A 26,426-nucleotide genomic window follows, 5' to 3' on the forward strand; every position below is an offset into this window, starting at 1 on the left:
TTGGGTCCGTGTTCCCGCCGCTCCCCTCGCGGGCGGTGGGGCATGGCCGCTCGGCTCCCGTCGAGGGGGCGGGAGCCCTGCGGTCCAAGGTTCGAGGGCCCGAGGTCCCGAGGCCGTGGATCCGGGTCAGTCGCGGAAGGCGGCGCCGGCTTGGCGGCGGCGGTCCACGTCGAGGTGGAAGACGTCGGGGCGGTTGTAGTGGCCCGCCGGGTCGAAGTTCTGCCGTTCGCCACGCAGCGTGGCGAGGTCGATGTCGGCGACCACCAGCCGTTCCTCGCCGGACACCGGCTCGGCTATCCACCGCCCGTCGGGCCCGGCGATCGCCGAGCCGCCGTCGTAACCGGACGTGTGCGCGGCCAGTTCCTCCTTGAACGGGAACCCGGTGGGTACGTCGTCGTAGGAGATGATCGCCCCGGCGGCCAGCGAATAGACGCGGCCCTCGCGGGCGATGAACCGGGTGATGTCGGTGGTCAGCTTGGTGGAGCCGGGCCATACGGAGACGTGGACCTGCGTGCCCTGCGCGTACAGGGACTGCCTGGCCAGCGGCATCCAGTTCTCCCAGCAGTTCAGCCCGCTCACCCTGACACCGCCGACGTCGTGGGTGCGCAGGCCGTGGCCGTCGCCGGCGCCCCAGACCAGGCGTTCCTCGTAGGTGGGCATCAGCTTGCGGTGCGCGCCGGCGATGCCGTGCTCGGGGGAGATCGCGACGAGGGTGCAGTAGACGGTGCCTCCCGCGCGCTCGCTGACCCCCAGGTAGGTGAAGACCTTCAGGTCGCGGACGGCCTCGGTGATGGTCCTGAGCTGCGGGCCGTCGAGTTCGACGGCGGCGTCCAGGTAATAGGAGTACGCCGTCTTCTGGCGGGGGTCGTCGAACGCCGCGCCGCCGGTGACGCTCAGCCAGTAGGGATATCCGGACAGGAACGTCTCGGGGAAGGCCACGAGATCGATGTTCTGGCCGGCCGCCCGCCGCAGGTAGTCGAGAACCTTCTCGGTACCTGCGGCGGGGTCGAGCCAGGCACTGCGGACTTGAGCCGCCGCTATACGCATTTTTCGGACTTTAGCCGCTCTCGACGTCCGACGGACGCGCCGACAACCGCAGTTCGCCCGAAGGCATGAAATCGATGGCCGCCGCCGAAAGGACGGTTCCGACCGGCGGGAACTCGTCAGGTGTGAGGTGCTCGTCGGCGTCGGTCAGCATCACGAAGTCGATGAACGCCGGTACGTCGACCGGCGGTTCGGTGAGCCTGACCTCGACGCCGAAGCGCCCCCGATGCGCGGTGACCACGCAGCGGACCACCTGGAATCGGTGGAGTCCGCTGCGCGGCCACTCTGGTTCGCTACCGGCCACCGGCCGTCATCCTAGAAATGGACGCCTCGCTTCCATGGAATCCAGCGAACGCTTTCGACGTATTCGTTGAACAACGGGATGTCCTCCACGTCGATGATCCATTGCAGCCCGCCTTCCTTGTCATGGAATCGGCGGTACGCGCTGGGATGGAACTCGTTGGTGAAGCCCGGCTTCATCGTGTACTCATGGTAACCGTCCTCATAAACCCCCTTGCCGGCGTACTGCCGCGCCACCGCCTCGGAGTCGCCGAGATACGCGGTGCCGCCGTAGCCGTCGGACACGGGGTGGTTCGCCGGGTTGAGACCCTGCGATTCGGAGGCCCTGTTACCACGCTGGGGCGAGCGGTACAGCTTGACCGGCTCGTCCTCGCAGTTGTGGACGAGGACGGAGGTACCGCCCGCGACCACGTAGTACGTGTGGATGTCGGCGATGGTGAAGTTGTAGACGCGCTCGCGGGCGGTCCACTGCTCCACCGCGGTCACCTGGACGTGCGTCCCGGCACTGGTCCGCAGCCACATGCCCGCCTTGAGCTGGTCGGCCTCCAGCCAGGCGCGCTCGCTCTGGACCCAGAACGGGTGCCCGTCGGTGGCCACCAGCTTCTGCGGCGCCTTGCCCTTGCCGCCGTCCACGGTGACGCGGACCAGGTCCTTGGCGCCCTCGCCGAGGATCTGCCGGACCACGGGCTTGGCCGCCGTCTTCCCGGTCTCCGGGTCGGTCGCGACCACCTTCTCGCCGAGTCCGACCCGCTCGATGGCCTTGGTGGTGCCGTTGGCCATCAGCACGAGCGTGCCGGGCGCGAAGCTGTTCGGGCAGTCCTTCGGCTTGCGCTGCGGTTTGGCGGTGGACTTCGGTTTCGTCTTCGCCTTGGCCTTGGCCGCCAAGGCCTTGGCTCTCTCCGCGGCCTCCGCCGCCAGCTTCTTGGCCTGTGCCTCGGCCGCGGCCTTCGCCGCCGCCGCCTTGTCGGCCGCCGCCTTCGCCGCCTTGGCCGCCGCGGCCTTGGCCGCTTCGGCCGCCTTCTCCGCGCCTCTCAAGATGGCCTTGGCCCACTTGAGTTCCTGGAAGAAGGTGATGACGGCCTTGCCCGCGCGCCAGATGGCGGCGATGATCTTCGGAGCCTTGAAGATCTTGCCCCAGGGCAGCGCCCCGACCACGGCGGACACACACGCGCCGAGGTCGCCCTGCAGGCAGTTGACGATGTCGTTGATGCCCAGGATCTCCATCAGGATCTGGCCGCCGGCCTCCAGGATCACGTCCAGCACGGACTTGTTCTGGAGCTGCTGGGCCTTGGCCACGTCCTCCGCGCTCGGGCCCTGCTCGGCCTCCTGGCCGGGCGCGGTCTCGCCCGTGGTCGTGGGGCCTTCGTCGGGCCGCATCCCCGTCGGGTCGGTGTAGACCAGCGGGTTGTTGGACGCGTAGGTGTACGCCGAGGTGGCGCTGGTGCCGCTGGGCATCGGGTCGACGGAGCTGAACCGGCCGGTGCCCGGGTTGTAGTTGCGGTCCCGCAGGTAGTAGTTGCCGGCGCCGGTGGTCTCGTCCTGGTAGGCCCCGGTGTAGCGCAGCGGGTTCTCCGGCGCGGCCTGTTCGGCGGGCTCGGCTGACTCATCGGCCTGGTTGGCCGTGGGCGCCCCTGGCTTGTTCGCCGTGGCCGGGCTGAGCGTGGTCCCGGTGCGCGGGTTGCCGAACGGGTCGTAGTCGTAGCCCGCCTCGACCTGGCCGGTCGGGGAGAGCATGTTGGCCACGCCGCCCAGCCAGTCGTGTGTGTAGGCGTGCGCGGCGCCGCCGGTCAGCAGGGCCAGCGGCTCGTCGTCGGGACCGAAGGCGAAGCCCCGGCTCTCGATGACGGTGCCCGCGGAGTTGGTGGTGGTGTCCAGGGCGATCTGCGGGAGATTGCCGTTGACGTCCCAGCTCCACCACTGGGTGCCGGAGACCCTGGCGCTCTTCTGGGTGCCCGCACCCGTCGAGGTCGTCGCGGTCGTGGCGGCGGACAGCCGCAGCCCGGTGGCGTCGTAGGTGAACGTCGCCGTGTTGTTGCCGACGGTCGCCTTGGCCAGGCTGTTGTCCAGGTTGTACTCGAACCGGTCGGAACCCGACCGGATCTGATTGCCGTTGACGTCGTAGGCGAAGTCCTTGGACACCGTGCTGCCCGGCTTGGCGACGGTCTCCTTCAGGAGCTGGTCGGCGACGTCGTAGGTGTAGGTGGTGGTGTCGTTGCCCGCGGTGCCGGTCCGCTTCTGCGACAGGCGGTTGCCCATCAGGTCGTAGGTGTAGTCGATCCGGCCGGCGGCCTGCGTGCCGGTGCCGCACTCGGTGGCCGAGTAGCACGCCGACGTGACCCGGTTGGCCAGGTCGTAGGCGTAGGCGACGTCCTCGGTTCGGTCACCCCGGCGGGTGACGACCTTGGTGGGGTTGCCGACCTGGTCCAGCGTCAGGTTGAACGCCGACACCGGGTCCGCGTCGCCGTCCGCGGTGCGGATGGAGGTCAGCCGTCCCGCGTCGTCGTAGGCCCGCTTCTCGGTCAGCCCGCCGGTGGGCAGGGTGGTCGTCGTGCGGCGGCCGGCCACGTCGTAGCCGAACTTCCACTCGCGCGCGCCGTCGCCCGCCACGCCGCCCGCGACCGACTGCTCGGTCAGTCGGCTGTCGCCGTCGTAGGCCCCGGTGACCTTCGTGCCGTCCGGATACGTACGGGAGGTGATGTTGCCCCGCTCGTCGTAACCGTAGGTGAAGGTCTCGTCTGCCCTGCCCTGGGTCTTGCGGGTGATCGTCTTGATCTGGTCCTCGTCGTCGTAGACCACGTTCCGCACACCGGTGGGGTCACCGTAGGCGGTGGTGCGGTCCTTGCCGTCGTAACCGAACGTATAGGCCGGGCCCTGCGAGCCGAGGGCGGTCTTCGTCCGGCGGTTGAGGATGTCGTAGGTGCTGGTCACCGTGCGCTTGGCGCGCTCCTCCGGCGACACCCACTCAGGACCGTTGATGGTGATCGCGGCCAGCGGGTTGTTCTCCGCGTCGTACGTGATCTCCACCCGGCGGGACAGCGGGTCGGCCCGGGTGATCAGACGTCCGGCGTCGTCGTACGCCATCCGGGTGTAGCGGCCCAGCGGGTCGCGCACCGACTCCAGCATCCCGTCGGGGGCGTAGGAGTAGACGGTGGAGCGGACCGTCGGGTCGTTCGGGTTGTACGGCGTCTCCGGCGTGTGCACCGTCGCCAGCAGGTCGTCCTCGCGGTAGGTCGTGTGCGAGGTGCGGCCCTTGGCGTCGGTCGTGGCGATCAGCCGGTTGACGCCGTCGTACGTCGCGGTGGACGCGTTGCCCAGCGGGTCGGTGGACTTGACCTGGTTGCCCGCCCGGTCGTACTCGTACCGGGTGGTGTACCTGTCCGGGTCGGCGCCCTCGACGTTGCCGCGCGGCTCGGTCACCGCGACCAGCAGGCCGTCGTCGTCGTACTTCCAGGTGGTGACCCCGCCCTCGGCGCCGGTCTCCTTGATCCGGTTGCCCGCCTTGTCGTACTCGGTCTTGGTGGTCTTGCCGCCCGAGTCGGTGATGCCGGTCTGCCGTCCGCTGCGGTCGTACTCCATCTTCGTCGTACGGCCCAGCGTGTCCGTCGTGCTGGTCAGGTCGCCCGCGTTGTCACGCGCGAAGGACGACTGCTTGCCCAGTTCGTCGGTCCGGCTCGTGGTCCGGTCCAGCGGGTCCACCTTGATGTCCCTGTCCACGAAGCCGCCCCCGGGGTAGGGGTGACGCACCCTGACGGGGTTGTCGTTGGCGTCGTAGAAGTAGGTGGTGGTGAAGTCGGCCTTGTTCGCGCCCGCCTCGTTGCCCCGGGGCGAGGTGACCGTCTTCAGCAGGCCCTTGCCGTCGTAGGTATAGGACGTGACGATCGGCGCGCGGGTCCGCAACTGCGCCGCGGACGTCGCCTGGCGGCCGCCGTCGGTGTAGGTGTAGAGGGTGGTCCGGCGCTCGTCGTCCACCTTCTGCAGCAGGCCGTTGGCGAGATAGGTGAAGTTCTTCGTGCCGCCCGTCGGGGTCTGCTGCCGGACCAGGCGGCCGGTCTCGTCGAACCCGCTCCGCCACGCCCCGATCTTGCCCGGGTCCAGCGTGCTGAGCAGCCGGTCCTGGGCGTCGTAGGCGTACTTGGTGGTGTAGGCGGCGCGGTTGCCGCCGGTCACCGTGCCGCGCGGGTCGGTCGTCGTGATCCTGCGGCCGGTCAGGTCGTAGGTCTGCTCGGTCCTGCGGCCCTCGGGAGAGACGCGCGCCGACAGCAGGCCCGCGTTCGGGCCGCCCTGCGGCAGGTACTCGTAACGGGTGACCTTGCCGCGCTGGTCGGTGGTGGAGGTCCGCAGGCCGCGCGAGTCGTACTCGTGCGTGATCGCGTTGCCCTCGGGGTCCTCACTGCGGACCAGCTCGTTGAACTCGTTGTAGGTGTCCTTCCAGACCTGGCCGTTGGCGTCGACGTGCTCGGTCGGGTTGTTGCGCTCGTCGAACTTCGCCTTCTCGGAGAACTTCATCGGCTGGGGGGCCTTGACCTCCACCCGGTTCCCGTTGCCGTCGAAGATCGCCTCGTGCTGGTACTGGTTGCCGTTGACCACCAGATCGCGGTTGAGCGCGCGGTCGTAGCGGTGGTTGTCGGAGTCGCCGGTGCCGCGCTGGGTGTAGACCAGCGTGTTGCCCCGGTAACCGTCCCAGGTCACCACGCCGTCCGGGTCGGTCGTCGTGGCTTCCTGCTTGGCGGCGTCCCAGGCGAACGTGGTCCGCTTGCCGAGGCCGTCGCGCTGGGCGGTCATCCGGCCGTCGGCGCCGTACTCGTTGGACACCACGGCCACCCGGTGCGGGTCCACGACCTGAGAGAGCAGGCCGTTGGCGTGGTAGGTGTACCGCCACTGGAAGCCGCGCGCGTCCAGCGCCTGCGAGAGCAGGCCGGCGGCGTTGTAGGAGTAGTTGACGTTACGGCCGTCGGGCAGCTTGATCTCGCGGATCAGGCCGCCCTCGATGCGCACCTCGACCTTGCGGCCGGAGGCGTCGGTGATGTTGACGCCCAAGCCCTCGTAGGCCAGCTTGACCCCGACTCCACGGGCGTTGAGGACCGAGGTCAGGCGGCCCTGGGAGTCGAAGACGTAGCGGGCCTGGCGCGGGGTGGTGAGCACCCAGCCGCCGTCGGTCTTGCGCAGGGTGGACCGCACGCCGGGCGGACGCTTGTAGGCGCCGTCCTCGCCGGCGGCGTAGGTCGCCTGCGCGCCGTCCTCGGCCAGGACCTTGGCGCCGCCGTCCTCGGCGGGGGTCACCCGCATGCCGTACGACCAGGCCCAGCCCGGCCCGAACGGCCCGGGGGCCCGGTTCATCGAGGAGTAGGTGCGGGTCGTCGCGAACCTCGGGCCGAAGGACGCCAGGCCGAAGTCCTGCTCGGTGCGCACGTACGCGCCGGTGCCGGTGTTGACGCCCAGCGCGCGGGACGCCTGCCCGGCCGCGGTCAGCGCCAGCGCGTTGCCGCAGCCGCACCCGGCGGCCTGCTCGTTGGGCACCGGCGGCGGGTCGTAGGTCTGGCGCGGGTTGGCGTGCTCCGAGGGGTCGGAGACGACCTCACGACCGTCGTCGTAGACGGCCGCGACGGTGACGAAGTACTGCTTGCCGGTGTCCAGGACCCAGCCGTCGGCAGCGCCGAACGACCGGCAGAACTGGCCGCCCGTGCCACACCGCGAGAGGGCCAGGTCCTCCTTGGTGACCAGGCTGGACGCCTGTTCGGTCTGCGACTCCGCGTCGTACAGCCGGACCCGCGCCCCGGTCCACGTCGCGCCCGCCCCGCCGTTGTCGAAGTAGGTCACCAGCGAGGTGTCGGCGAGCACGTAGCCCGGCCGCAGGGTCACGGCGGTGAAGCCGTCCTCGGCGGCCGGCCGGGCCGCCTTGCGGGTCAGCGCGGTCCAGCGGCCTTCGGCGACCTTGACCGGCTTGCCCTCGGCCCGCGCGCCCAGCGGCACCACCGGCGGACGCTGACCGGGCTTCACCGCGTCGGACGGCCGCACTCCCGGCGGCAATGGCCGCTGGGCCGGACCCTGTCCCGGAACCGCCTGCGGCACCGGGCCGAGCTCCGCCGCGGTGGCCGTGTCGTACGGCATCAGCACCGAGGCGGTGAGCACGGAGAGGGTCAGCATGGACACAACGCGGGCACGGCGAAGCCGTAATCGTTTCAAAATGAGCATGCACTCAACCCCCGTTGAGAACTGGCAGCGAGGGGTTCGCTGAACCAGAAGCAGCAAGAGGAAAACATGCGGATCTCAGCCATCGCAACCGCGTTCCGGACGTCCCGGATTCCCTTCTAATCGTGACCGAAACGTCGCTTGAACTGCTCAGCGGGCCATTGGAACGTGCCCGGCCGGGAGGGGTATGTGGGGCATGTCCGGACATTTCGAATATCGCTGAAATTTATTATTGGGCCCTCTCGTAATCCCAGCTCAGACCGGGTGTTCGTACGGGTGTCCGAGTCGGGACGACGGGGATAGCACGGTGTGATGGAAAACTGCTATCCCCGATCGGGCAACATGGCGGCGGGCGGCTTTGGACGCTCTGGACGGCGTGCCGCCCACCCCTCCGGCGGGGTGTGACCAAAGTGACAGATGTGAACAGAGTGACGCAGTGCCGGGCGGGATCTGGGTGAGTTCTGGAGAGATCCCGGAAATCTCGCTCCCGACGCCAACTATGCCGATCCGCTTGCCGTCATATGTCAGTACGGCGGAACCGCGGACCGCCCACCAATCGGCACCCGGTAGTACAAAGGCGTAATAATGGACAATTTGCTAATGGCACTCGGAAAGGCGTCGGCATCCGCATTTCGTGAAAAAGGCTACAAGAACACTGATTTCATAGAAATCGGGCGGAGACTTGACCTGCCCCGGCACATCGGACGGCCCGCCGACGGCACCGGCCGCAGTCACGCGTGGGTGCGCAACCGCGTCGGTTCCAAGTCCTGCGCCGCGCTGCTCGCCGGCTGGGCGTCCTTCCGGCCGTTCACCGACGGTGAGAACGGCCGGCGGGTCCCAGACTCGCTGTGCTCGGTGATCGATTCCAGGGAGCTGCTCACCGGCGCGATCGGCCACCTGCTGGGCTTCCTGCGCACCGAGACGGCGCTGTTCCGCGAGATCCTCTTCGCCGTGCCCGACGCCGCCGCGGCGAAGGTCGGCCCCCTGCACCGCGACGACACCATCAGACCGATCATCCACGCCGCCCGCCACGGCTGGTGCGGGGTCTTCTCCGACTGGCTCGTCCCCGTCGTGGTCGCCGCGCACAGCCCGGTCCAGGCGCTCAGCGCCCGCGAGCTGCGCAACGACGCCGACCTGCTGTCGGACCTGGTGATCCGCACCTCCGTGCACTCCGGCGACGGCCTGCCGGTCCGGGCCGACGCGCTGTGGGGCTTCTGGTTCCAGCAGTGCGTGGTCGGCCGGGCCGGACCGCAGGCCGAGGAGCGCGAACGCGCCGAGCACGAGGTCCGCACCGGCCAGTCCGCCGGATCCCCCACCGTGCGGCTGGCCCGCAGCATGCTCGCCGGCTGCCAGGACTTCCCGGCCACCATCGACATGTTCGTCCGGGCGGCCGGAGAGTCCGCCAAGGAAGAGGACTGGCACGCCGCGGCCGACTCCCTCGGGGTCGCGGGTGTCACGGCGGTGCGGTTCGGCGACTGGCGGCGCGCGGAGGCGCTGCTCGCCGAGTCCGGCCGCGTCGCGCGCCTCCACCTCGGTGAGGACGGCTGCCGCGACGCCAGGGCCGCCGTCCACCGGGCCGAACTGCTGGCCAGGAGCGGCCGTCCGGACCGCGCGCTCAGCGAGATCCGCCGGGCCAGGGCCATCGCCCGGCCGAACGGCTGGACGGGCTGCGCCGAGCGGATCCGGATGATCGCCCTGGCCGAACACGGCCACGTCGCCCTGGCCTCCGGCGTCCGCCAGGGCCCCGCCCCGGACTGCCCCGATCACGACACATCCGTCGACACATCCGTCAAGGACACCGACCCCGACGTCCCGGCCAAGGACCCCGACCCTCCGGTTCGCGATCTGATCGCCCGCGCGCGGGTCCTGCGCCAGGCGGGCCGTCCCACCGTCGCCCTCCAGTGCCTCACCACCGCCGAGCGGGCGACCACCGCCGGAGACGACGGCATGGCCGTGTCCGAACGGCTGGAGATCGGCGTGGAACGGGCGCGGTGCGCCCTGTCCCTGGTGCGCCCCGAGCAGGCCGTCGCCGAGACGCGGCCCTTCGTCGCCAACTGGCGCTGGCACGCCAGGAGGATCTCCGCCCGCGTCACCTTCGAACTGCTCATCCTGTCCGCGCTGGCCGCGGGCTCGCCCGACAAGCTGGCCTACTACCGGGGCCAGGCCGAGTCCTGGCCCGGCATCGGGCGCGACGACCAGGTCTTCGACGAGTTCGGCTGGGCCATGGCCCAGACGCTGCGCGCGCGGCTCGACCTCGCCGGGGCGGTGGCCGAACTGGGCCGGGTCAGGGACGCGCAGGCCCGCCGGATCGCCTCCGGCGAGCTGTTCGACCGGCACCCCGCCGTGGCCGTGACCCGCCTGGAGTTCGCCGAGTGCGCCGAGGCGGGCGACCTCGACGACGAGGCCGCCGCCCACTACACCTGGATCGCCGAGAACCCGGTCCTCGACCTCGTCCACCCGGTGCGCGTCGCCGCCGTCCTCGGCCTCGTCCGCCTCGCCCGCAAGTCCCGCGACCACACCCGGGCCGCCGGGCTCCTCGACACCCTGCCCCGGTCCCGCCACTGGCCCCTCGACCCCGAACTGGAGGTCAGCGAGGAGATGACCCGCCTCCGCCGCCTCTGCGCGCCGCCCGGCCACTAGCCGGGGGTGCGCCAGGAGGGGCTGCGGAGGCGGGTGCCCTGGGCGCGGAGGGCGTGTTCGAGGCGGCTCAGGGTGCCCGGCGGGGGCACGCCGATGACCAGGAGGTCGCCGTCCCGGTCCAGGTCCACCTGGACCGGGGGGTGGTCGGCGGTGGCCGCCAGGTAGGGCGCGTAGCGGTCGCGGCCGAGCGGGGTGAGCGGGATCATCCGCTGGTTCGCCGAGCCGCGCCACAGCAGCCTGGTCGGGCGGGACGCGACGTACCGGCCGGTGACCACGGTGTCCGCGCCCGCCAGCAGGCTCCACCGGTCCTCGTCCAGTTCCTCCGGCTCGTAGCCGGTGTAGAGGAGGATGTCGGCGCCGGGCGCGCGCTCGTCGCGGACGGCCGCCGCGCGGGTCAGGAACGACGCGAGGGCGGGCTGCTGGAGGGGCTCACCGCCCGAGACGGTGAGCCCCTCCGCCCCCGCGGCCAGCGCGTCGCGCCACAGGCCGGCCAGAGCCGAGGCCCGGACGGCGCGCCCGCCGTTAGGGTCCCAGGTGTCGCGCGACATGCACCCCCGGCAGGCGAGCGAGCAGCCCTGTACCCAGATGCCGAGCCTGGTCCCCGGCCCGAGCGCGGTCACCGGGAAGTGGGCCCTGCGGATCCGCAGTTCCGTCATGACGCCCTGCCCGCTTTATCGGCTGTGTGCGGCTGTTCGGGCACGGGACGGCTCGCCGCCTCGGTCGCGCCGGGCTTGCGCATCGTCCGGGCGACGGAGTCCAGGTAGGCGGCGCAGGCCGCCTCGTACGCGGCGCGCACCTCCTCCTGGCGGTGCGCCTGCCGTTCCTCCTCGGCTCGCAGGCGCTCGTCGAGCCGGGCGAGCTGCTGCTCGGCGGCCTCGACGCCGCCGCGCCCCGCCCGGACCACGGCCTCGTCGGCCGCCTGACGGTGCGCCGCGCCCCGGTAGGCGGCGACCATCGGGTGGTCCTCGGCCATGCCGAGCAGGAACGCCAGCGCCCCCGCGAGCAGCAGCAGGGCCGCGAACATGACGCTGACCGTGAGCGGGTCGAGGTCCAGCAGGTCCACCCGCATCGGGGTGTCGCCGTACTCGGCGGGCAGCGACCACCCGTCGTCCTGGACAGGCGGCGGTTCTCCCGGCGGCATCAGCACCCGGCGGCGCAGGTCGCCGAAGAAGACGGCGAGCACCAGCCACGGCACCAGCACGACGAGCGCCAGCGGACCGCTCATCCGCTCGGTGCCGGTGGCCGCCCTGCGGCGGTAGAAGACCCCGGCCAGGTGCGGCAGGAACCCCATCAGGAACGCCACCGAGACCGCGAACGGCAGCGCCACCCGCCAGTCGGGGTCCATGTAGTTGAAGATCTGCCACTGCACCGGCAGCTCGATCGCGATCAGCAGGGTGATCAGCGTGTACTTCACCCAGTCCGGCATCCGCGCGCCGAACGGGCCCTCCCAGGGGGCGGCCGGGCCTCCCTGCGCGGACGCCGCCCGTTCGGCGCCGATCGCCTGGCCGGTCAGCTCGTTGTGCACGGTGACGGCGGACGTGCCGGACTCCATCTCCGGCGGCATGTCGTCCGGTCGTTTGGGTCCTTTACGCCGCCTGCCGCGCCGTCCGCCTTCGAGGTCGTCGCGGACCATCGCCTCGCGGGCCGCGATCCGGTCCATCTGGGCCAGCGCGCGGTCCATGAACGACCGCGCGGCGGTGATGCGCCGCTCGGCGTGCTCGATCTCCTCCCGGGCGGCCTCCGCCCGCGTGCGCGTGGCCGTCGCGCGCTCGTGGTGCATCTGCGCGGCCACGACGGCCTCGCCCCGCGCGCGGGACAGCGCGCCCTCCCGCTCGCCCGCGAGCATCCGCAGGTAGGGCAGCTCGTGGTCGTCCACGAGCGACCATTCGTCGAACATGCGGGACCGCCCCGCCGAACGGCCCGCCCAGCGGGCCCTCCTGGTCAGCGACCGGGGGTCTCCCGGCCGCCGGTTTCCGATGCCGAACACCGTGCCTCCCTCAGGCCCTCGTCTCCAGCGGCGTGCCCTTGGCCGGGCCGGTGAGCAGTTCGTTCCAGAAGGCCCGCAGCAGGTCCACCCGGTCCGGGTTGGGGGAGAACCCCGCGCCGAACCCGTAGGCGACGACCTGGGACCCGGACAGGTCGGGGACGCGGGCGTCGGCGTTGAGCCGGGCGATCAGCTCGGCCCGGTGCTCCCGGTCGCCGAGCCGCTTGTCCCGGTAGAGGTTCATGGTGCTGTCGGTCTGCGCGAAGTCGCTGATGACCAGGATCCTGCGGGGGCCCTGGCCGCCCGGCATGACGCCGACCGCGCGGCTGATGCCGCCGAGGACGTCCGAGCCCTGGCTGGCCCGCTTCTCCTCCGCCTTGGCGCATTCCAGCATCCCGGCGGCCGACCTCAGCGCGGTCACCAGCGCCCGGCGGCGGATCTCCCCGACGTTGCCGCCCGGCGGCGACGGGGGGCTGAGGTCGGCGGTCGGCTCATTGCACCGCGACGAGGCCGAGGAGCCGGTGATCGGGGAGTAGGTGAGCGTTCCGCACCCCTGTTCGCTCAGGTAGGTGGCGAGGTGCTTCTTCATCAGCTTCTCGACGTCGAGTTCGGTGCCCGAGCCGGAGCCGTCCAGCACGACGGCGCAGGGCGCGGAGAGGGCGACGGGCTCGTCTGCGCATCCGGCGAGCAGGCCGGTGAGCAGGCCGGTGAGCAGCGTGCCGGCGACCGGCGCGAACGCCGCCCGCCGGAGGGAGGTGATCATGTCGGCTCCGGTGTGATCAGGGGTCGGTGAGGAGTTCGAGCGCGCGGGTGACGACGCGGATCATCCGGGTGGCGGCCGGATCGTCCTCGTGGTGCGGGCGGAGGAAGAAGAGGATGTCCGGCTTATCCCAGATGGGGTCAAGAGTGATCTCGGCCGGTCCGCTGCCGGGCAGCTCCGCCGCGTCCCGGTGCGCCCTGACCACGTGGGTCCAGTACGTCCGCTGCTGCAGGTCGGCCTGGTAGACGGTGGCCTCGGCGCGGCTGCGGTACTCCTCGACGAGCGCCGTCCACTCGCTGAACGCGGCCAGGAACCGGCCGCGCTCCCCCCGGCTGATCCGGCCGCGCGTCGAGTGGCTGACCAGGACGGTCTCGGCCAGGCAGTAGACGGCCGGCAGCTTGCCGACCCCCTTGCGCCGGACCCGGGCCTGTAACTGGGTGGAGGCCCGGTAGGCGCGGCTTTCGAGCTGCCGCGAGTAGCCGGTCACCGGGACGCCTCCGGCGGTGGCGGTGACGGAGGGTATCCTCCGCCAGCCGTCCGCGCGCCCGTTCACGAAGGCGGAAAGGCGCTGGAGAATCGAGAGGCTCGCGCGTCGGACATCGCTCCGGACAGAGTCACTTGTGGCCATTCCCTGCCTGCCTGCATTTGTGCGGTCCGTAGGCCGAAAACGTGTGCGGTGAACACCGCCACACGCTCAAGAATGCCTATCGGCGAGGTTCCGTCGCACGCCGTGATTTATGACGGGGCGGCTAAATTCCGGGTCGTGCGTACCGGCGGGCGGCCCCCTGACAATCGGGGACGTGAGCCGACCAGTGCCACCCACCGTGCCCGATCCGCCACCGCCGCCGCCCACCGTGGCGGACGAGCCGGGCGGTCTCGCCACCGAACCGCTGCCGCCCGCGCTCGCCGGGCGGTTCGGCCCGCCCCGGCCGTTCGCGGAGTCCGGGGAGGCGCGCCTCTACCTGGCCGAGGAGCGCGGCGGCGACGGCCGAACCGTCGTGATCAAGGTCTACCGGTCGCGGTCGAAGGACCGCGCGGAGGTCTACGCGGCGCTGCGTGAGATCACCAGCCCCTACGTGGTCAAGCCGATCGAGGCGGCGCCGGACGAGGACCCGCCGTACGAGGTGAGCGAGTACCTGTCGGGGGGCAGCCTGCGCGACCTGATGGCCGAGTACGGCGGGCGCCTGCCGTACCCGCTGATCCGGGTGGTCGTCGAGCAGTGCGCGCGGGCGCTGGCCGAGCTGCACGCGGGCGGCGTCAAGCACCGCGACATCAAGCCGGACAACATCCTGGTGCACGAACGGGACCCGCTGGTGATCGGGCTCACCGACTTCGGCATCGCCAGGGGCGGGGCCGCCGAGGCCGCCGCGCGTGCGGATCGTCCGGGCGCCGTGCGCCGCACGATGAGCGGCGCGGGCACGCTCTGCTACATGTCTCCGCAGGCGGTGGCGCGGCTGGTGTCCACCGACGACGACTACTGGTCGTTCGGCGTCACCATCGCCGAACTGGCGCTCGGGCATCACCCGCTGCCGGTCGGCGACGCCGCCTACAGCGCGCACGTGATCGCGCACCCGATCGACGTGAGCGCGGTCGAGCCCGCAGACCTGCGGCTGCTGTGCCAGGGGCTGCTGCGCCGCGACCCGGACCGCCGCTGGCGGCACCGCCAGGTGCGGGCCTGGCTGGACGGCGACCCGCCGCCCGTCGAGCCCGAGACCACCGAGGAGGCCGTCCCCGGCGCGCCGCCGTTCGGTGGCGTCGCCTACGGCACGCCGCGCGACCTCGCCGTGGCGCTCTCCCGCGACTGGACGGCCGGCATCACCTGGGCCGAGGCCAACTGGAGGGCCCTGCCCGCCTGGCTGGACCGCTTCCCGCACATCGACCAGACCCCGCTGCGCCGCCACCACGACTCGCTCGACGTGCGGCAGCTCCACCTGATCCGGGCGCTGAGCCCCGGCAGCCCGCCCCGTTACCTCGCGGTGCTGGTGACGCCGGAGAGCCTGCCCGCCATCGCCAGGCGCGCCGCCGACCACTTCGGCGTGCCCACCCGGCTCGTCGGCGACCTGTGGCGCTACCGCCTGCTCAAGGTGCTCGACCAGGCGGAGGGCGGCGCGGGCCTGGCCGGTTTCGACGACGCCTGGCGGGACCACGGGCGGCGTTGGCGCGAGGTGGCCGCGACCCTGCGGGCGGCGGGCGCGCCGATGAACGAGCTGGACCACCCGGTCGTGCTGGCCGAACTGCTGCTGCTGGCCTGCGCGCGGGGCCGGGCCGCCGAGCTGCGCCGGACCGTCGCGGCCACGCGCCGCACACTGGCCGAGATGCGGGTGTCGCCGCCCTGGTTCGACGCGATCGCCGCCGCCGACGACGACGAGGTGAGCCTGCTCGCGGCGGCGCTGCTCGGCCCGGCGGCGATCGACTACGCGCTGGAGCGGCACGAGGTGTGGCGGCAGTACCTCGACGCGCGGCGGCGGGCGGCGCTGCGCGAGTGGCTGGACCGGACCCAGCGATCCACCGCGCTGGGCTGGGCGGCGCTGGCGGTGGCCGTCCCGGCGGTGCTGTGGGTGGTGGCGCTGACGGTCAGCGACCTGATCGACATCGCCCCGGCGGCGGTCGTCGGCCACTCCTGGCTGTGGGCGGCGCTGTGCGTGCTGATCATGGCGGTCACCGAGATCCCGTTCGCCGCCTGGCTGGGCCGCCGGTACCACCCGAGGCATTCGCTGGCGGCGACCATGATCACCGCGGGCGGCCGGGCCGTACGGCCGTTGCGCGGGCGGCGCTGGCTGTCGCTGCTGGTGATCGTCGTGGTGGCCGGACTGCTCGGGCTGGCGCTGTCGCTGCTGCCGGTCGTCCTGCCGGTGGCGGCGATCGTGGCGCACCTGGTCTGGCTGGTGCTCCGGGCACGCCGGTGGCGGGCCCGGCCGGAGTCACCCGACCCGGCGGGCTTGACCGCCGTCGAACACGTGAGGAGCGGATCATGAGTGGGGCCAAGCTGGGGTTCCTGTCCCTGGGGAGCATGGTGGCGGCCACCTCGTCGTCGGCGGCGGGCGCCGCCGCCCAGGCGGCGGCCCAAGCGGCGGCGCAGGCCGCCGCGCACGCGAGCCACATGGCGACGCTGAGCGCCACCGCCGCGTCCAACGCCATGGGCGTGGCGGGCGTCCAGACCGCCGCCGGGACGGCGGGCGCGCTCGGCGCCCACTCCGGCATCAGCGTGGCCGCAACGGTCGCCGCGCCAATCGCGGTCGGCGCCGCCGCCCTGCTCGTCACCTATGCCGCCGCCCGCCTGGCCGGGGCCGGCGTGGACCGCCTCGCCGAACTGGCCGAGCAGACCGCCCGCGACCGGGACCGGATGCTCGACTGGTCGCAGGCCGACGAGCTGTGGCGGGACGCGGTGGCCGAGGTGACCCGCCGAAACGCGCGGATCGCCACCCTGCGGGCCTCGCTGCCGGACGACGTGACGCCGCCGGACCTGCCGCCGCCCTGCCGGGTGGACGGCAAGACCGTCGCGGACCTGCTGGCCTGGTGCCAGGACGCCGACCGGGCGCTGGCGGCGGCCGTCCCCGAGGTCGCCAGGCTCCGCCGCCGCGCGGCCTTGGCCCTGCTGCCGCAGGGGACGGACGTGCCGCAGGAGTGGCTGGAGGCCCCTGAGGAACTGGAAGAGACGGTCGCCCCGGCGCCGGCCCGGGTTCGGGGAAGCGCCGAGGACGAGATCGCCGCCGAGCTGAGCCTGCTGGCGCCGGAGGCGAGCGCCCGCGACGTCGCCCGCGTCATGTGGACCGCCGCCCAGGTCAGGGTGAGGCAGGGGGAGGCCACCACCTGGCTGATCGAGCTGCACGACCGGGTCGAGCAGGCGAACCGGGCGGTCGCGGAGGCGCACGTGGCGGCGGCCTACCTGACCGCGCTGGACGCGCCGGACGGCGGCCCCGACCACCTGGTGGCCCGCCTGCGCGCGGTCCGCGCCGGGAACGCCCGGATGGACGACCGGCTCGCCGGGGAGGCGGAGGCCGCGCTCGCCGCGCAGACCAGGGAGCGCGAGCGGCGTTACGCGATGGAGGCGGTGGCGTCCGCGCTCACCGAGCTGGGCCTGGACGTGGACGTCACCGCGTCCGGCGATCTGCGGGCGGGGCACCGGGACTGGCGCGGGCATGCCGTCCATCTGGAGCTGGACGACCGGCTCACCATGTCGGCCAAGCTGCGCACGACCTCCGGCGCGGTGTCCTCCGATCCCGAGCACATCCAGGCGTGGCGCGCGCTGTGCGCGGAGATGGAGCAGGCCCTGGTCGGCGTGGACGTCAACCTGGAGCCCGTCGCCGAACCCACCGCCGAGCCCTTCGGCGTGCCGGAAGAGGAGTCGGCGCCCGCCGCCGAGCGGCCGAAGGCCAGGAGGATGCCGTGACGGTCCGTGTCGAGGCACCCCAGGTGCCGTCTCCTGAGATGCCTGTGATGCCGCATTTCCTGCGGGAGCTGTGCGCCACGTTGCCGGTCCACTCCCAGTTCATTCTTTACGGGAACATCAGGGACCGGTTCCTGGTCACCCCCGAGGGGGCCGCCCGCCCGGGGCTGCTGCCGTTGGTGCCGTCGCTGTGGGTCACGCTGCGCGCCCACGGCTACGACTGCCTGGTCGTCTACGACCCGGTGGACCGGCTGCTGACCGCTCCCGCGTTCGGGGCGAACCCGGAGACCGTCCGCAAGGCGGCCGAGGAGCTGCTGCCGGGGATCAGGTGGGACCACCCGCACACCCTGAAGGAACTGGAGCCGGTGCTCACGGCGGTGGCCGGCGGCGGGGCGCGGCGCCGGGCCGCGTTCGTCATCGACTACGCCTCCCGGATCGCGGTCAGCGCCTCGCAGATGCGCGAGGAGGAGCGGGTGCTGTTCCGGTTCGCGGAGAAGCTCTCCCAGGTCGCCGAGCCGATCGCGGGCCCGCCCGAACGGCCGGAGCGGCTGTTCAACCCGGTGATCTGGCTGGTGGAGGGGGAGCGGGACCTGCCGACCGGCATGGTGAAGGGCAACGAGCGGATCCGGCCGATCGGGATCCCGCTGCCCGACCTGGAACTGCGCACCGCCGCCGCCGAGCTGGAGGCGGGCCGCCTCGGGCTCGGTCCGGGCGCGCCGCAGGCCGAGGAGGTGGTGAGGCACTTCGCCGACCAGACCGACGGCATGACGCTGCGGGCCATGCACGAGGTGGGCGTACTGGCCGCCGACCGGGGCGTGGACTTCACCGGGCTGCCGCACGCCGTACGGGTCTACAAGTTCGGCATCGAGAACAACCCCTGGCAGAGCGACCACGTGCGCAAGCGGATCAAGGACGGCGAGCGCGCGGTGGCCGACCGGGTGAAGGGCCAGCCGGAGGCCATCACCAAGACCATGGACATCCTCAAGCGGGCCGCGCTCGGCCTGTCCGGCGCGCAGGCGACCTCGTCGGCCACCCGCCCGCGCGGCGTGCTGTTCTTCGCCGGGCCGACCGGGGTGGGCAAGACCGAGCTGGCCAAGGCGATCAGCGCGGTCCTGTTCGGGGCGTCGGCCAAGCTGGTGCGGTTCGACATGAGCGAGTTCTCCGCCGAGCAGGCGGCGGACCGGCTGATCGGCGCACCGCCCGGATATGTCGGATATGAGGAGGGCGGCGAGCTGACCGGGGCGATCCGCCGCAACCCCTTCCAGGTGGTGCTGTTCGACGAGATCGAGAAGGCCCACCCCAAGATCCTCGACAAGTTCCTGCAGATCCTGGAGGACGGCAGGCTCACCGACGGCCAGGGCGTCACCACCTACTTCTCCGAGTGCGTGCTCGTCTTCACCTCCAACCTCGGGATCATGGTCACCGACCCCGCCGACCCGCACGGCCGTCGCAAGATCGAGAGCGCCGCCCGCACGGACCCGTACCCGGAGCTGGCCCGCAAGGTCCGCCGGGCGGTCGCCGACCACTTCACCATGGAGCTGGGCCGTCCCGAACTGCTCAACCGGTTCGGCGACAACATCGTGGTGTTCCGCTACATCGATGAGGCCACGGCGGGGGAGATCTTCGACCTGACCCTCGGGAACATCGTGCGGCGGGTGCACGACGCGCAGCAGATCACGGTGGGGGTGGCGCCCGCCGTCCGGGAACGGCTGCGCGAGTGGTGCGTCGCCCCGGACAGCCTGGTCAACGGCGGGCGCGGGATCGGCATGGCGCTGGAGACCCGCTTCGTCAACCCGCTCGCCCGGGTGCTGTTCGACGCCGGCACGCCGTCCGGCGCGACCGTTCACGTCACCGCCGTCCGGCAGGACGGCGCGGGAACCGTCTCCCTGGAGGTCCGATGACCCGGAGATGCGCCTTCTGCGGCTTCGTCACCGACGACCACACGATCGAACTGTGCCCGACCCACTTCGCCCCGCTCGCCGCCGCGCCGTCCGGGACGCTGCGGCTGGCCTTCCACGACGGGACGGTGGTCGAGGTCCCGGCGGGCGAGGAGGTGCGCCTCGGCCGCGACCCCGACTGGTCTGAGCGGGCCGGATGGCTGAGCGCCTTCCCGCGCGTCTCGCGCCGCCACGCCACCGTCGGCCTGCGCGCCAACGGCACCGCCTGGATCCTCCCCGAGGAGGGCACCGCCAACGGCACCTACCTGGACGGCCACCGCGTCGAGCCCGGACGCTCCGCGCCGCTGCCCAACGGCTCGCTGCTGCGGCTGTCGTCCCAGCTCTCCGCGCAGATCACCATCGATCCCGGGGAATGAGCCGATGACCCCAGAAGAACGGCTCAACGAGCAACTGGAACTCGGCCGCCGGTTCGTCACCGAGGGCGGCGCCCCCGAGGAACGCGAACGGCTGATCGCCGTCCTGGAGGAGGTCCTCGCCGCCGGTGGTTTGTCGCCGCAGCGGGTCTCGGCCGCCGAATGCCTGCTCGGGCTGATGCTCATGCTGCGCGTCGTGCAGGTGCCGCTCGGCCCTCAGACCACCGTGGCCGGGGTGTTCGCCAGCCCGCCGCCGCTCGCGGACCTGACCGACTCCGAGATCATCGCCGACCTGGACCGGGCGCGGACCCTGCTGGGCCGCATCTCCGAGTCCGCCGAGATCCCGCCGAACGTGCGCAGCACCGCCGCGCTGCTCTCCGGGGCATCCGGACTGCTCGACGCCGCCGCCGACCTCAACATCGGCTCGCTCGGCGGCCTGCTGGAACGCGCGCTCGGCGACGTCGAGCCCGGCCCCGGACAGGCCGAGATGCAGGCCATCCTGGCCTGGTCCAAGGCATCCGAGGCGCTCGCGGCCGGTGAACCCGCCGACGTGGCCGTCCGCGAGGCCGAGCGGGCCGCCGACGCGCTCGGCGAGGCCCACCTGCTCCGCCCCATGCTGCTGGCCGAACTGGCGGTCGGGATAACCCGCAGGTCCGACCTCACCGAGATTGAACAGGGGCTGAGCGTCGCGGGCGACCTGATGTCCCGCGCCTGGCGCGAGATGATCCCGCACCGCGACCATCCTCTCTGGTCGCACGCGCTGCGCAGGAACGCCGGACTGACCATCATGAACTCCGCCCTCACCCCCGGCCTGGACAAGGGTGAGGAGGGCTGGCGGCTCGCCGAGCAGGTCGCGGCCCTGCCCGACGGCGAACCCGGCGAGGTCGCCGGCGACTGGTTCATGAACGGCGTCGCCCGGCTCCTGCTCGCCTACCGGGACGGCGACGAGGAGCGCTACGGCAAGGCCGTGGACGCGCTCGCCCGCGCCATGAGCGGCGTCACACCCGACGACGCGATGTGGCCCGCCACGCTCGCCATGCTCGGCGCCAGCCTCAGCGGCGAATGGCTGCGGCGGGGCGGGATGGAGGACGCCGAGGCCGCGGACGTCTACCTCAAGGTCGCCAGGGAGCACATGCGGGAGATCGCCGAGGGCACGCCGTCCGGGGGGCTCGACCTGCTGATCATGCGGGCGGTCTCCGGGCTGCTGCGGGCCGTCCGCGGCGACCTCAACGACGGGCCGGAGATCCTCGACCAGGCGGTCACCGAGCTGACCGATCTCCTGGAGCGGATCCCCGGCGGCTACCCGCTGCGCGCCATGGTCACCTCCGGGCTCGGCGCCGCCCTGCTCCGGCGCGGCATGCGCGACGGCGACCTTGAGCAGATCAAGGAGGGCGCGCGCCTGGCCATCGAGGCCGCCGAGATCGAGACGACGGTCTTCGGCCTCGGCCTCAAACTGCGCGCCATGGGCGGCATGGGCATGATGGTGGCCGGAACCGTCGCCGAGGACATCGGCCAGGTGGAACGCGGACTGGAGATGGTACGCGAGGCCACCGAGGACGACGGCATCGCGCTGCCCGGCGACCAGATCCGGATGCTGCACACCATGGGCGGCCTGCTGCTCACCCAGTACCGCGAAACCGGGACCGAGCGGTACCTCGGCGAGGGCGTGGAGTACCTGAGCCGGGCAGTGGGCCTGCTGGGGGACGACGGGACGCACCCCGTCACCGCCGCGCTGCACCGCGACCTCGCCGAGGCGCTCATGCGGCGCGACGGCCCCGGCGACCGGGACCGGGCCGTCGGATCCGGTCTCGCCGCGCTCGCCGCCCTGGAACAGGACGTGCTCATGCAGACCGACGTCGAGTACGGCCTGGCCGTCGCGGGCGGCGCCGCCGAGTTCGCCCGCCGGGTCGCCGGATGGTGCCTCGCCCGCGGCGACCACGAAGGGACGCTGACCGCCCTCGAACGCGGCCGGGGCCTGGTGCTCAACGCCGCCACCGCCGCCGCGGGCGTCCCCGACCTGCTGCGCGACGCCGGGCACGACGACCTGGCCGCGCAGTGGCGGCACACCGCGGGCGGATTCCAGACGACGGCCTGGCGGACCCTGCGCGACCGGCCGTACGAGGAGATGGTGGACGCCCTGATCTACACGCAGGCGGGCGTCATGATCCCCAGCGACCTGCGGCACCGCGTGCTCGTCGCGCTCGACCGAGCCGGACGCCGGGCGCTGCCCGAACCGTCGTCGGCGGCCATCGCCCAGGCGGTTAAACGGGCGGGCATGGACGCCCTGGTCTACCTGGTGCCGGGCGGCGACCGGCTGGTCGAGACCGTGCTCGCGCTCCGCGCCGACGGGACGTTCCACCTGGTGGAGCCCGAAGGCGACGACCCCGGCACCGGCATCGACCCCGCCGACCTGGACGGGCTCTGCGAGTGGGCCGGGCGGACCGTGCTCGCCCCGCTGCTGCGCGCGGCCCGCGCCTGGGCGGGCGACCGGCCGCCCAGGCTGGTGCTCGTGCCGATGGAGGCGGTCGGGCGGATCCCCTGGCACGCGGCCCGGCTCGACGGGCGATACGCCTGCCAGGACGCGGTGATCTCGTTCATCGCCTCCGGCAGGCAGCTCGCCGAGGTCGCGCGGCGGCCGGGCCGTCCGCTGGACGCCGACGTCGTCATGATCGCCAACCCGACGCTCACGCTGAGCATGGCCGACCCCGAGGTGCAGGCGCTGCACGCCGCCTTCTACCCGATGGCCACCGTCTACGGGCCGGAACAGCCGTTCGCCGCCGGGCCGGGCACGCCCGGCGAGGTGCTCGGCCACCTGCCCACCCGCGACCGGCGCGGGGCGTCGCTGCTGCACCTGGCCTGCCACGCCAGGACCGGCGCCACCCCCGAGCGCTCCGCCCTTGAACTGGCACTGGAACTCGCCGGGGAGTTCGACGGCGGCGGGCACTCCGATCTGGCCATCGGCAGGATCCTGCGGCAGGCGCTCGGCCGCGACCCCGGCGCTGCGGGCGGCCTGGTCGTGCTGTCCGCCTGCGAGACCGACCGCACACCCGGCGCGCACGATGAGGCGCTGACCCTCGCCACCGCCTTCCTCGCCGCAGGAGCCGCCACCGTCGTCGGCAGCCGATGGCGGGTCGGCGACCTGCGCGCCGCCGGGCTGACCTTCATGTTCCACCACCACCTGCGCACCGAACGGCCCGCCGACGCGCTGCGGCTCGCCCAGCTCTGGATGCTGGACCCCGCCCGCGTCTACCCCGCCACCATGCCCGACGCCCTGCGCGAGGACCTGTCCGCCGCCGACGCCGGCCTCGCGGACATCCGAGCCTGGGCCGCCTTCACCCACCAGGGGATGTGAACCGTGGACCCCGTACTGAAAGCCGCCGCCGACCACTGGGACGGCATCCACGCCGCCGTCGGCCCGGAACGCTCGGCCGAACTCGACGACCTCGCCGCCGAACTCGCGGGCGTTCACGAACGCTCGGCCAGGTTGCGGCTCCGCCTCAAACTGATCCGCCTGCTGCGCGAGTCGCTGCCCGCCGACCACCCCGTGCGGCAGGCCATCCGCGAAGGAGAGCGCTCCGTCGCCCCCGCCGACGAGGACCGGGACACCGCGGCCGGGCTGCTCGCCGAGACCGCCGCCCGCCGGGCCATGCGGCTGGCCGAACTCGACCTGCTCGCCGAACCCGGCTACACCCCACAGGAGGTGCGCGACCTCGGCGGCGACCCCGAACGCACCGGCCTGCTGCGGCTGCCGCTGCCCGGCGGCGGGCACCGCCTGCCCGCCTTCCAGTTCGGGGAGCGGGGCGAGGTACCGGCGGTGGTCCTGGTCATCAACGAACTGCTGCGCGCCGACACCGACCCATGGGGGGTCGCCGACTGGTGGATGTGCGGCAACAGCTGGCTCGACGCGGTGCCGGCCGGGCTCGTCGGCACCGTGCCGGACGGGGAACTGGTCGCGGCGGCGCGTGCCGTACGAGGGGAGGAGTGAGAGGTGGGGCGTGAACTTCCGCCGCTGGACTACGACGGGGCTCCGCACGGGATGCTCCTCTCGCCCGACACGGTGCTGTGGCGCGTCCACAGCGCCACCCGGGCCCCGGGATCGTTCAAACCGGCCAGGGTCGAACTGTCCACGGGACGGTTCGACTGCACCGAGGAGGACCCCTACCCGTCGCTCTACGTGGCCTTCGACAAGACGACCGCGCTGACCGAGGTGCTGCTGCGCAGCCTGCCGTTCGAACGGCGGGGGCATCGGTACCTGCCGTACGAGACGATCAGGGGACGGCGGCTGACCGCGCTACGCGTCACCGGCGAGCTGCGGCTGGTCAACCTGATCTCCGGGGGCGGGCTCGGCGCGGTGTGCCAGGACGAGTGGCTGATCCACTCCGCGGAGAAGGACTTCGCATACACGCGGCAGTGGGCGCGCTGGCTGCGCGGCGTCGACCCGGCCGCCGCCGGGATCATCTGGACCACGCGCCGCAACCTGGTACGCCGCAGCGTCGTGCTGTTCGGCGACCGCGCGTTCGGTCTCGAACCCGCCGACCTGCCCGCCGTCGATCTGGACGGCCCCGAGGGTCACCTGGAGGTGAACGAACTGCTCCGGCCGTTCCGGGCGTCGGTGAACCGGCCGGAGCCGATGGGTTTCGAGTGATATACGAACCCGCGCGTTGACAGGTCCGTCCGCTCGTGGACTGTCACCATGGTCAGGTGGCAGAGCCTCCCCTCGACCCACGCGCGCTCGCGGAGGAACTCCGGGTGCTGCGCCGCGCGGGCCTGCTGCGCCTGCGCGACCACGAACTGCCCGCCCTGACCGGCGCCGCCGACGCGGCGGGCCTGCCCATCGACGACCTGCTCGACCGCGTCGTCGCCGGACTCGACGGCAACCTCGCCCAGGCCACCGCCTACACCTTCGGACTGGCCGCGGGCACCCGCGACTGGCCCGCCCAGGAACGCCGCAAACAGGCCGCCAAACTGTACGGGGTCAGCCCCGACGCCTTCCGCAAGTCCCAGGAAGAGCTGATCCTGAAGAACCTCGCCCACGAGATCATCAAGCTGGTGGACGGCTACGGCTACACCGGGACCGGCCTCCCACTGGGCACGACCCGGCGCATCCCGGTCGGCGGCACCGCCGTGACCCTCCACCGGCGGCCGGTGGAGACGCTGCGGGGCGTCGAGGTGATCGTCTCCTCCGAGAACACCTACCTGGAGATGTCGAAGACCTACAAGTCCTCGCTGTCGGCGACGCTCCGCAACGCCGCCGCGGTGCGGAACGAGGCCGGGGACGTCGTCGACGACGTGCTGCCCCGGCAACTGCGCGCCTGGATGCGCGCCCACGGGAGGGAAGGCGGCACCGTCATCGCGGGCACCGTCGTCCCCACTTCCCCGGGCGAACTCGCCGGGAACGGCGTCCGCCGCGTCTACCACGCGGCCACGGTCGTCCCCAGACCGGGCGCCGACCGCTACGACGTCCAGCCGGTCGCGGTGGTACGCGCGGTCCGGAACGTCTTCGGACTCGCGGCACATGAGGGGATGCGGTCGATCTGCTTCCCACTGTTCGGCGCGGGCCGGGGCGGCCTGGAGGCGGGGACGGCCTTCGACTACCTGTGGAGCGCCCTGGCCCCGTACCTGGGCGAGCCGTTCGACATCCACGTGATCACCCGCAGCGACCAGGGCACCCGCGCCGCCCTGACCGGCCTCCAATCCGCCCACTGACACATCTCCCGCGCGCCTGACCTGCTACAGCCCGCCCGTGCCCGTCTCTCCGCCCGTCTGCGTGCTGCTAGGCAACCTGACTTGCATATTCGCCACTGCTTCAACGAGCAGCGTTCTCTACCTGGAGCTTGGTCGTGAAGGAGCGGCGGTAGGCGGCGGGGGTGGTGTGGAGGAGGGTGTGGAAGCGGCGGCGGAGGTTGGCGGCTGAGGATAGGCCGACCTTGGTCGCGATGGTTTCCACGGGGAGGTCGGTTTCCTCCAGTAGGGCCTGGGCCGCTCGGACGCGCTGGTGGAGTAGCCAGCGGCCGGGGCTGGTGCCGAGTTGGTCGGCGAATCTGCGGGCGAGGGTGCGGGGGGAGAGCTTGGCCTGGGCGGCGAGGTCGTCGATGGTGAGGGGTTCGTGGAGCCGTTCGGCGGTCCAGTCGAGGATCGGCGCGAGTGATTCCGGGCGGTGGTCGGTGGTGGGCACGGTGCTGTACTGCAGTTGGCCGCCCTCGCGGTGCGGGGGCATGACCATATGGCGGGCGATGTGCGCGGCGTAGGCGGCGCCGTGGTCGGCGCGGGTCAGGTGGAGGCACAGGTCGATGCCGGCGGCGGTGCCGGCGCTGGTGGCGATGTCGCCCAGGTCGATGTACAGCGTGTCGGGTTCGACGTGGACGTCGGGGAAGCGGGTCGCGAGTTCGGCGGCGAGCCGCCAGTGGGTGGTGGCCCGGCGGTGGTCCAGCAGTCCGGCCTCGGCGAGCAGGAAGGCGCCCGAGCAGATCGCGACGACGCGGGCGCCGCGCCGGTGGGCCTGCCGGATCGCGTCGATCACGGCGGGTGGCGCGGCTTCGCCGCGACGTTCCCATCCGGGGATCACCACCGTGTCGGCGGTGCGGAGCGCCGTGAGGCCTTCGGTGACCGCCATGTCGTATCCGGCCAGGGTCGGGACGGCGCCGGGGCGCTCGGCGCACACCCGGAAGTCGTAGCGGGCGGGCAGGCCGGGGCGGCGGACGCCGAAGGCCTCGGCGGCGCAGGCCAGCTCGAACGTGGACTGCGGCGGCATGACCAGGGCGACCACCCGGTGGAGGCTCATGGCAGGAAAATACCTGAAAGCGTCAATCCA

At 72.5% G+C, this 26,426-nt stretch carries 17 protein-coding genes; 9 read left to right on the forward strand and 8 right to left on the reverse strand.

The annotated features are described in order from the left end of the window. Positions 1-126 precede the first annotated feature (126 nt). Genes P3X83_RS33280 through P3X83_RS33290 form a run of 3 tightly spaced genes read right to left on the reverse strand, consistent with a single transcriptional unit; the run spans position 127 to position 7,488 of the window. Positions 127-1,047, reverse strand: a complete 921-nt coding sequence (locus tag P3X83_RS33280) for a carbon-nitrogen hydrolase family protein (RefSeq protein WP_277309286.1) — start codon at positions 1,045-1,047, stop codon at positions 127-129. 10 nt (positions 1,048-1,057) lie between these two features. Then, positions 1,058-1,348 carry a hypothetical protein gene (locus P3X83_RS33285; RefSeq protein ID WP_277309287.1) on the reverse strand — a complete coding sequence of 97 codons (291 nt, stop codon included), beginning with the start codon at positions 1,346-1,348 and terminating at the stop codon, positions 1,058-1,060. A gap of 11 nt (positions 1,349-1,359) precedes the next feature. Further along, the gene (locus P3X83_RS33290) at positions 1,360-7,488 is read right to left on the reverse strand and encodes a polymorphic toxin-type HINT domain-containing protein (protein WP_277309288.1); all 6,129 of its coding nucleotides are present in this window, start codon (positions 7,486-7,488) and stop codon (positions 1,360-1,362) included. Positions 7,489-8,274: 786 nt separating this feature from the next. On the opposite strand from P3X83_RS33290, the gene P3X83_RS33295 reads away from it, so the two are divergent. Beyond that, positions 8,275-10,173, forward strand: coding sequence for a hypothetical protein (locus P3X83_RS33295; RefSeq protein WP_277309289.1), 1,899 nt, complete (start codon positions 8,275-8,277; stop codon positions 10,171-10,173). On the opposite strand, the gene P3X83_RS33300 is transcribed toward P3X83_RS33295, so the two are convergent. The 4 genes from P3X83_RS33300 to P3X83_RS33315 are packed head-to-tail and all read right to left on the reverse strand — an operon-like array spanning position 10,170 to position 13,404. Beyond that, positions 10,170-10,829, reverse strand: coding sequence for a 4Fe-4S single cluster domain-containing protein (locus P3X83_RS33300; RefSeq protein WP_277309290.1), 660 nt, complete (start codon positions 10,827-10,829; stop codon positions 10,170-10,172). The two genes, P3X83_RS33295 and P3X83_RS33300, sit on opposite strands and share 4 nt — an antisense overlap. After that, entirely contained in the window at positions 10,826-12,160 is a 1,335-nt protein-coding gene (locus P3X83_RS33305) for a hypothetical protein (RefSeq protein ID WP_277309291.1), read from the reverse strand. Before P3X83_RS33305 ends, P3X83_RS33300 begins: the two co-directional genes overlap by 4 nt. Positions 12,161-12,170: 10 nt before the next feature. Further along, positions 12,171-12,920 carry a hypothetical protein gene (locus tag P3X83_RS33310; RefSeq protein WP_277309292.1) on the reverse strand — a complete coding sequence of 250 codons (750 nt, stop codon included), beginning with the start codon at positions 12,918-12,920 and terminating at the stop codon, positions 12,171-12,173. A gap of 16 nt (positions 12,921-12,936) precedes the next feature. Further along, positions 12,937-13,404: a hypothetical protein gene (locus P3X83_RS33315; protein WP_277309293.1), complete on the reverse strand. Its 468-nt coding sequence runs from the start codon at positions 13,402-13,404 to the stop codon at positions 12,937-12,939. Positions 13,405-13,717: 313 nt separating this feature from the next. Here P3X83_RS33315 and P3X83_RS33320 point away from each other — a divergent pair, with 313 nt between their 5' ends. The 8 genes from P3X83_RS33320 to P3X83_RS33355 are packed head-to-tail and all read left to right on the forward strand — an operon-like array spanning position 13,718 to position 25,321. Continuing rightward, positions 13,718-15,892, forward strand: a complete 2,175-nt coding sequence (locus P3X83_RS33320) for a protein kinase (protein WP_277309294.1) — start codon at positions 13,718-13,720, stop codon at positions 15,890-15,892. Further along, the gene (locus tag P3X83_RS33325; protein WP_277309295.1) at positions 15,889-17,307 is read left to right on the forward strand and encodes a hypothetical protein; all 1,419 of its coding nucleotides are present in this window, start codon (positions 15,889-15,891) and stop codon (positions 17,305-17,307) included. Before P3X83_RS33320 ends, P3X83_RS33325 begins: the two co-directional genes overlap by 4 nt. Then, positions 17,304-19,205 carry an AAA family ATPase gene (locus P3X83_RS33330; RefSeq protein WP_277309296.1) on the forward strand — a complete coding sequence of 634 codons (1,902 nt, stop codon included), beginning with the start codon at positions 17,304-17,306 and terminating at the stop codon, positions 19,203-19,205. The genes P3X83_RS33325 and P3X83_RS33330 overlap by 4 nt, the downstream gene beginning before the upstream one ends. Further along, entirely contained in the window at positions 19,202-19,618 is a 417-nt protein-coding gene (locus P3X83_RS33335; RefSeq protein ID WP_277309297.1) for an FHA domain-containing protein, read from the forward strand. Before P3X83_RS33330 ends, P3X83_RS33335 begins: the two co-directional genes overlap by 4 nt. Positions 19,619-19,622: 4 nt before the next feature. Beyond that, positions 19,623-22,967 carry a CHAT domain-containing protein gene (locus tag P3X83_RS33340; RefSeq protein WP_277309298.1) on the forward strand — a complete coding sequence of 1,115 codons (3,345 nt, stop codon included), beginning with the start codon at positions 19,623-19,625 and terminating at the stop codon, positions 22,965-22,967. Positions 22,968-22,970: 3 nt separating this feature from the next. Then, the gene (locus P3X83_RS33345; RefSeq protein ID WP_277309299.1) at positions 22,971-23,600 is read left to right on the forward strand and encodes a hypothetical protein; all 630 of its coding nucleotides are present in this window, start codon (positions 22,971-22,973) and stop codon (positions 23,598-23,600) included. Positions 23,601-23,603: 3 nt separating this feature from the next. After that, entirely contained in the window at positions 23,604-24,260 is a 657-nt protein-coding gene (locus P3X83_RS33350) for an RES family NAD+ phosphorylase (RefSeq protein ID WP_277309300.1), read from the forward strand. Positions 24,261-24,316: 56 nt separating this feature from the next. Then, positions 24,317-25,321, forward strand: a complete 1,005-nt coding sequence (locus tag P3X83_RS33355) for a macro domain-containing protein (RefSeq protein WP_277309301.1) — start codon at positions 24,317-24,319, stop codon at positions 25,319-25,321. Positions 25,322-25,421: 100 nt separating this feature from the next. Here P3X83_RS33355 and P3X83_RS33360 read toward each other — a convergent pair whose 3' ends face one another. After that, a complete protein-coding gene (locus P3X83_RS33360; protein WP_277309303.1) occupies positions 25,422-26,396 on the reverse strand; it encodes a helix-turn-helix domain-containing protein in 975 nt (324 codons plus the stop codon). Positions 26,397-26,426: the final 30 nt, after the last annotated feature.

Source organism: Spongiactinospora sp. TRM90649 (assembly GCF_029382225.1).
Taxonomy (GTDB): domain Bacteria; phylum Actinomycetota; class Actinomycetes; order Streptosporangiales; family Streptosporangiaceae; genus Spongiactinospora.

What these genes read in the sequence shown, in the direction of transcription:
- P3X83_RS33280 (WP_277309286.1), bottom strand. Translation starts at nt 1,047, where the DNA reads ATGCGTATAGCGGCGGCTCAAGTCCGCAGTGCCTGGCTCGACCCCGCC.
- P3X83_RS33290 (WP_277309288.1), bottom strand. Translation starts at nt 7,488, where the DNA reads ATGCTGACCCTCTCCGTGCTCACCGCCTCGGTGCTGATGCCGTACGAC.
- P3X83_RS33300 (WP_277309290.1), bottom strand. Translation starts at nt 10,829, where the DNA reads ATGACGGAACTGCGGATCCGCAGGGCCCACTTCCCGGTGACCGCGCTC.
- P3X83_RS33310 (WP_277309292.1), bottom strand. Translation starts at nt 12,920, where the DNA reads ATGATCACCTCCCTCCGGCGGGCGGCGTTCGCGCCGGTCGCCGGCACG.
- P3X83_RS33325 (WP_277309295.1), top strand. Translation starts at nt 15,889, where the DNA reads ATGAGTGGGGCCAAGCTGGGGTTCCTGTCCCTGGGGAGCATGGTGGCG.
- P3X83_RS33335 (WP_277309297.1), top strand. Translation starts at nt 19,202, where the DNA reads ATGACCCGGAGATGCGCCTTCTGCGGCTTCGTCACCGACGACCACACG.
- P3X83_RS33340 (WP_277309298.1), top strand. Translation starts at nt 19,623, where the DNA reads ATGACCCCAGAAGAACGGCTCAACGAGCAACTGGAACTCGGCCGCCGG.
- P3X83_RS33360 (WP_277309303.1), bottom strand. Translation starts at nt 26,396, where the DNA reads ATGAGCCTCCACCGGGTGGTCGCCCTGGTCATGCCGCCGCAGTCCACG.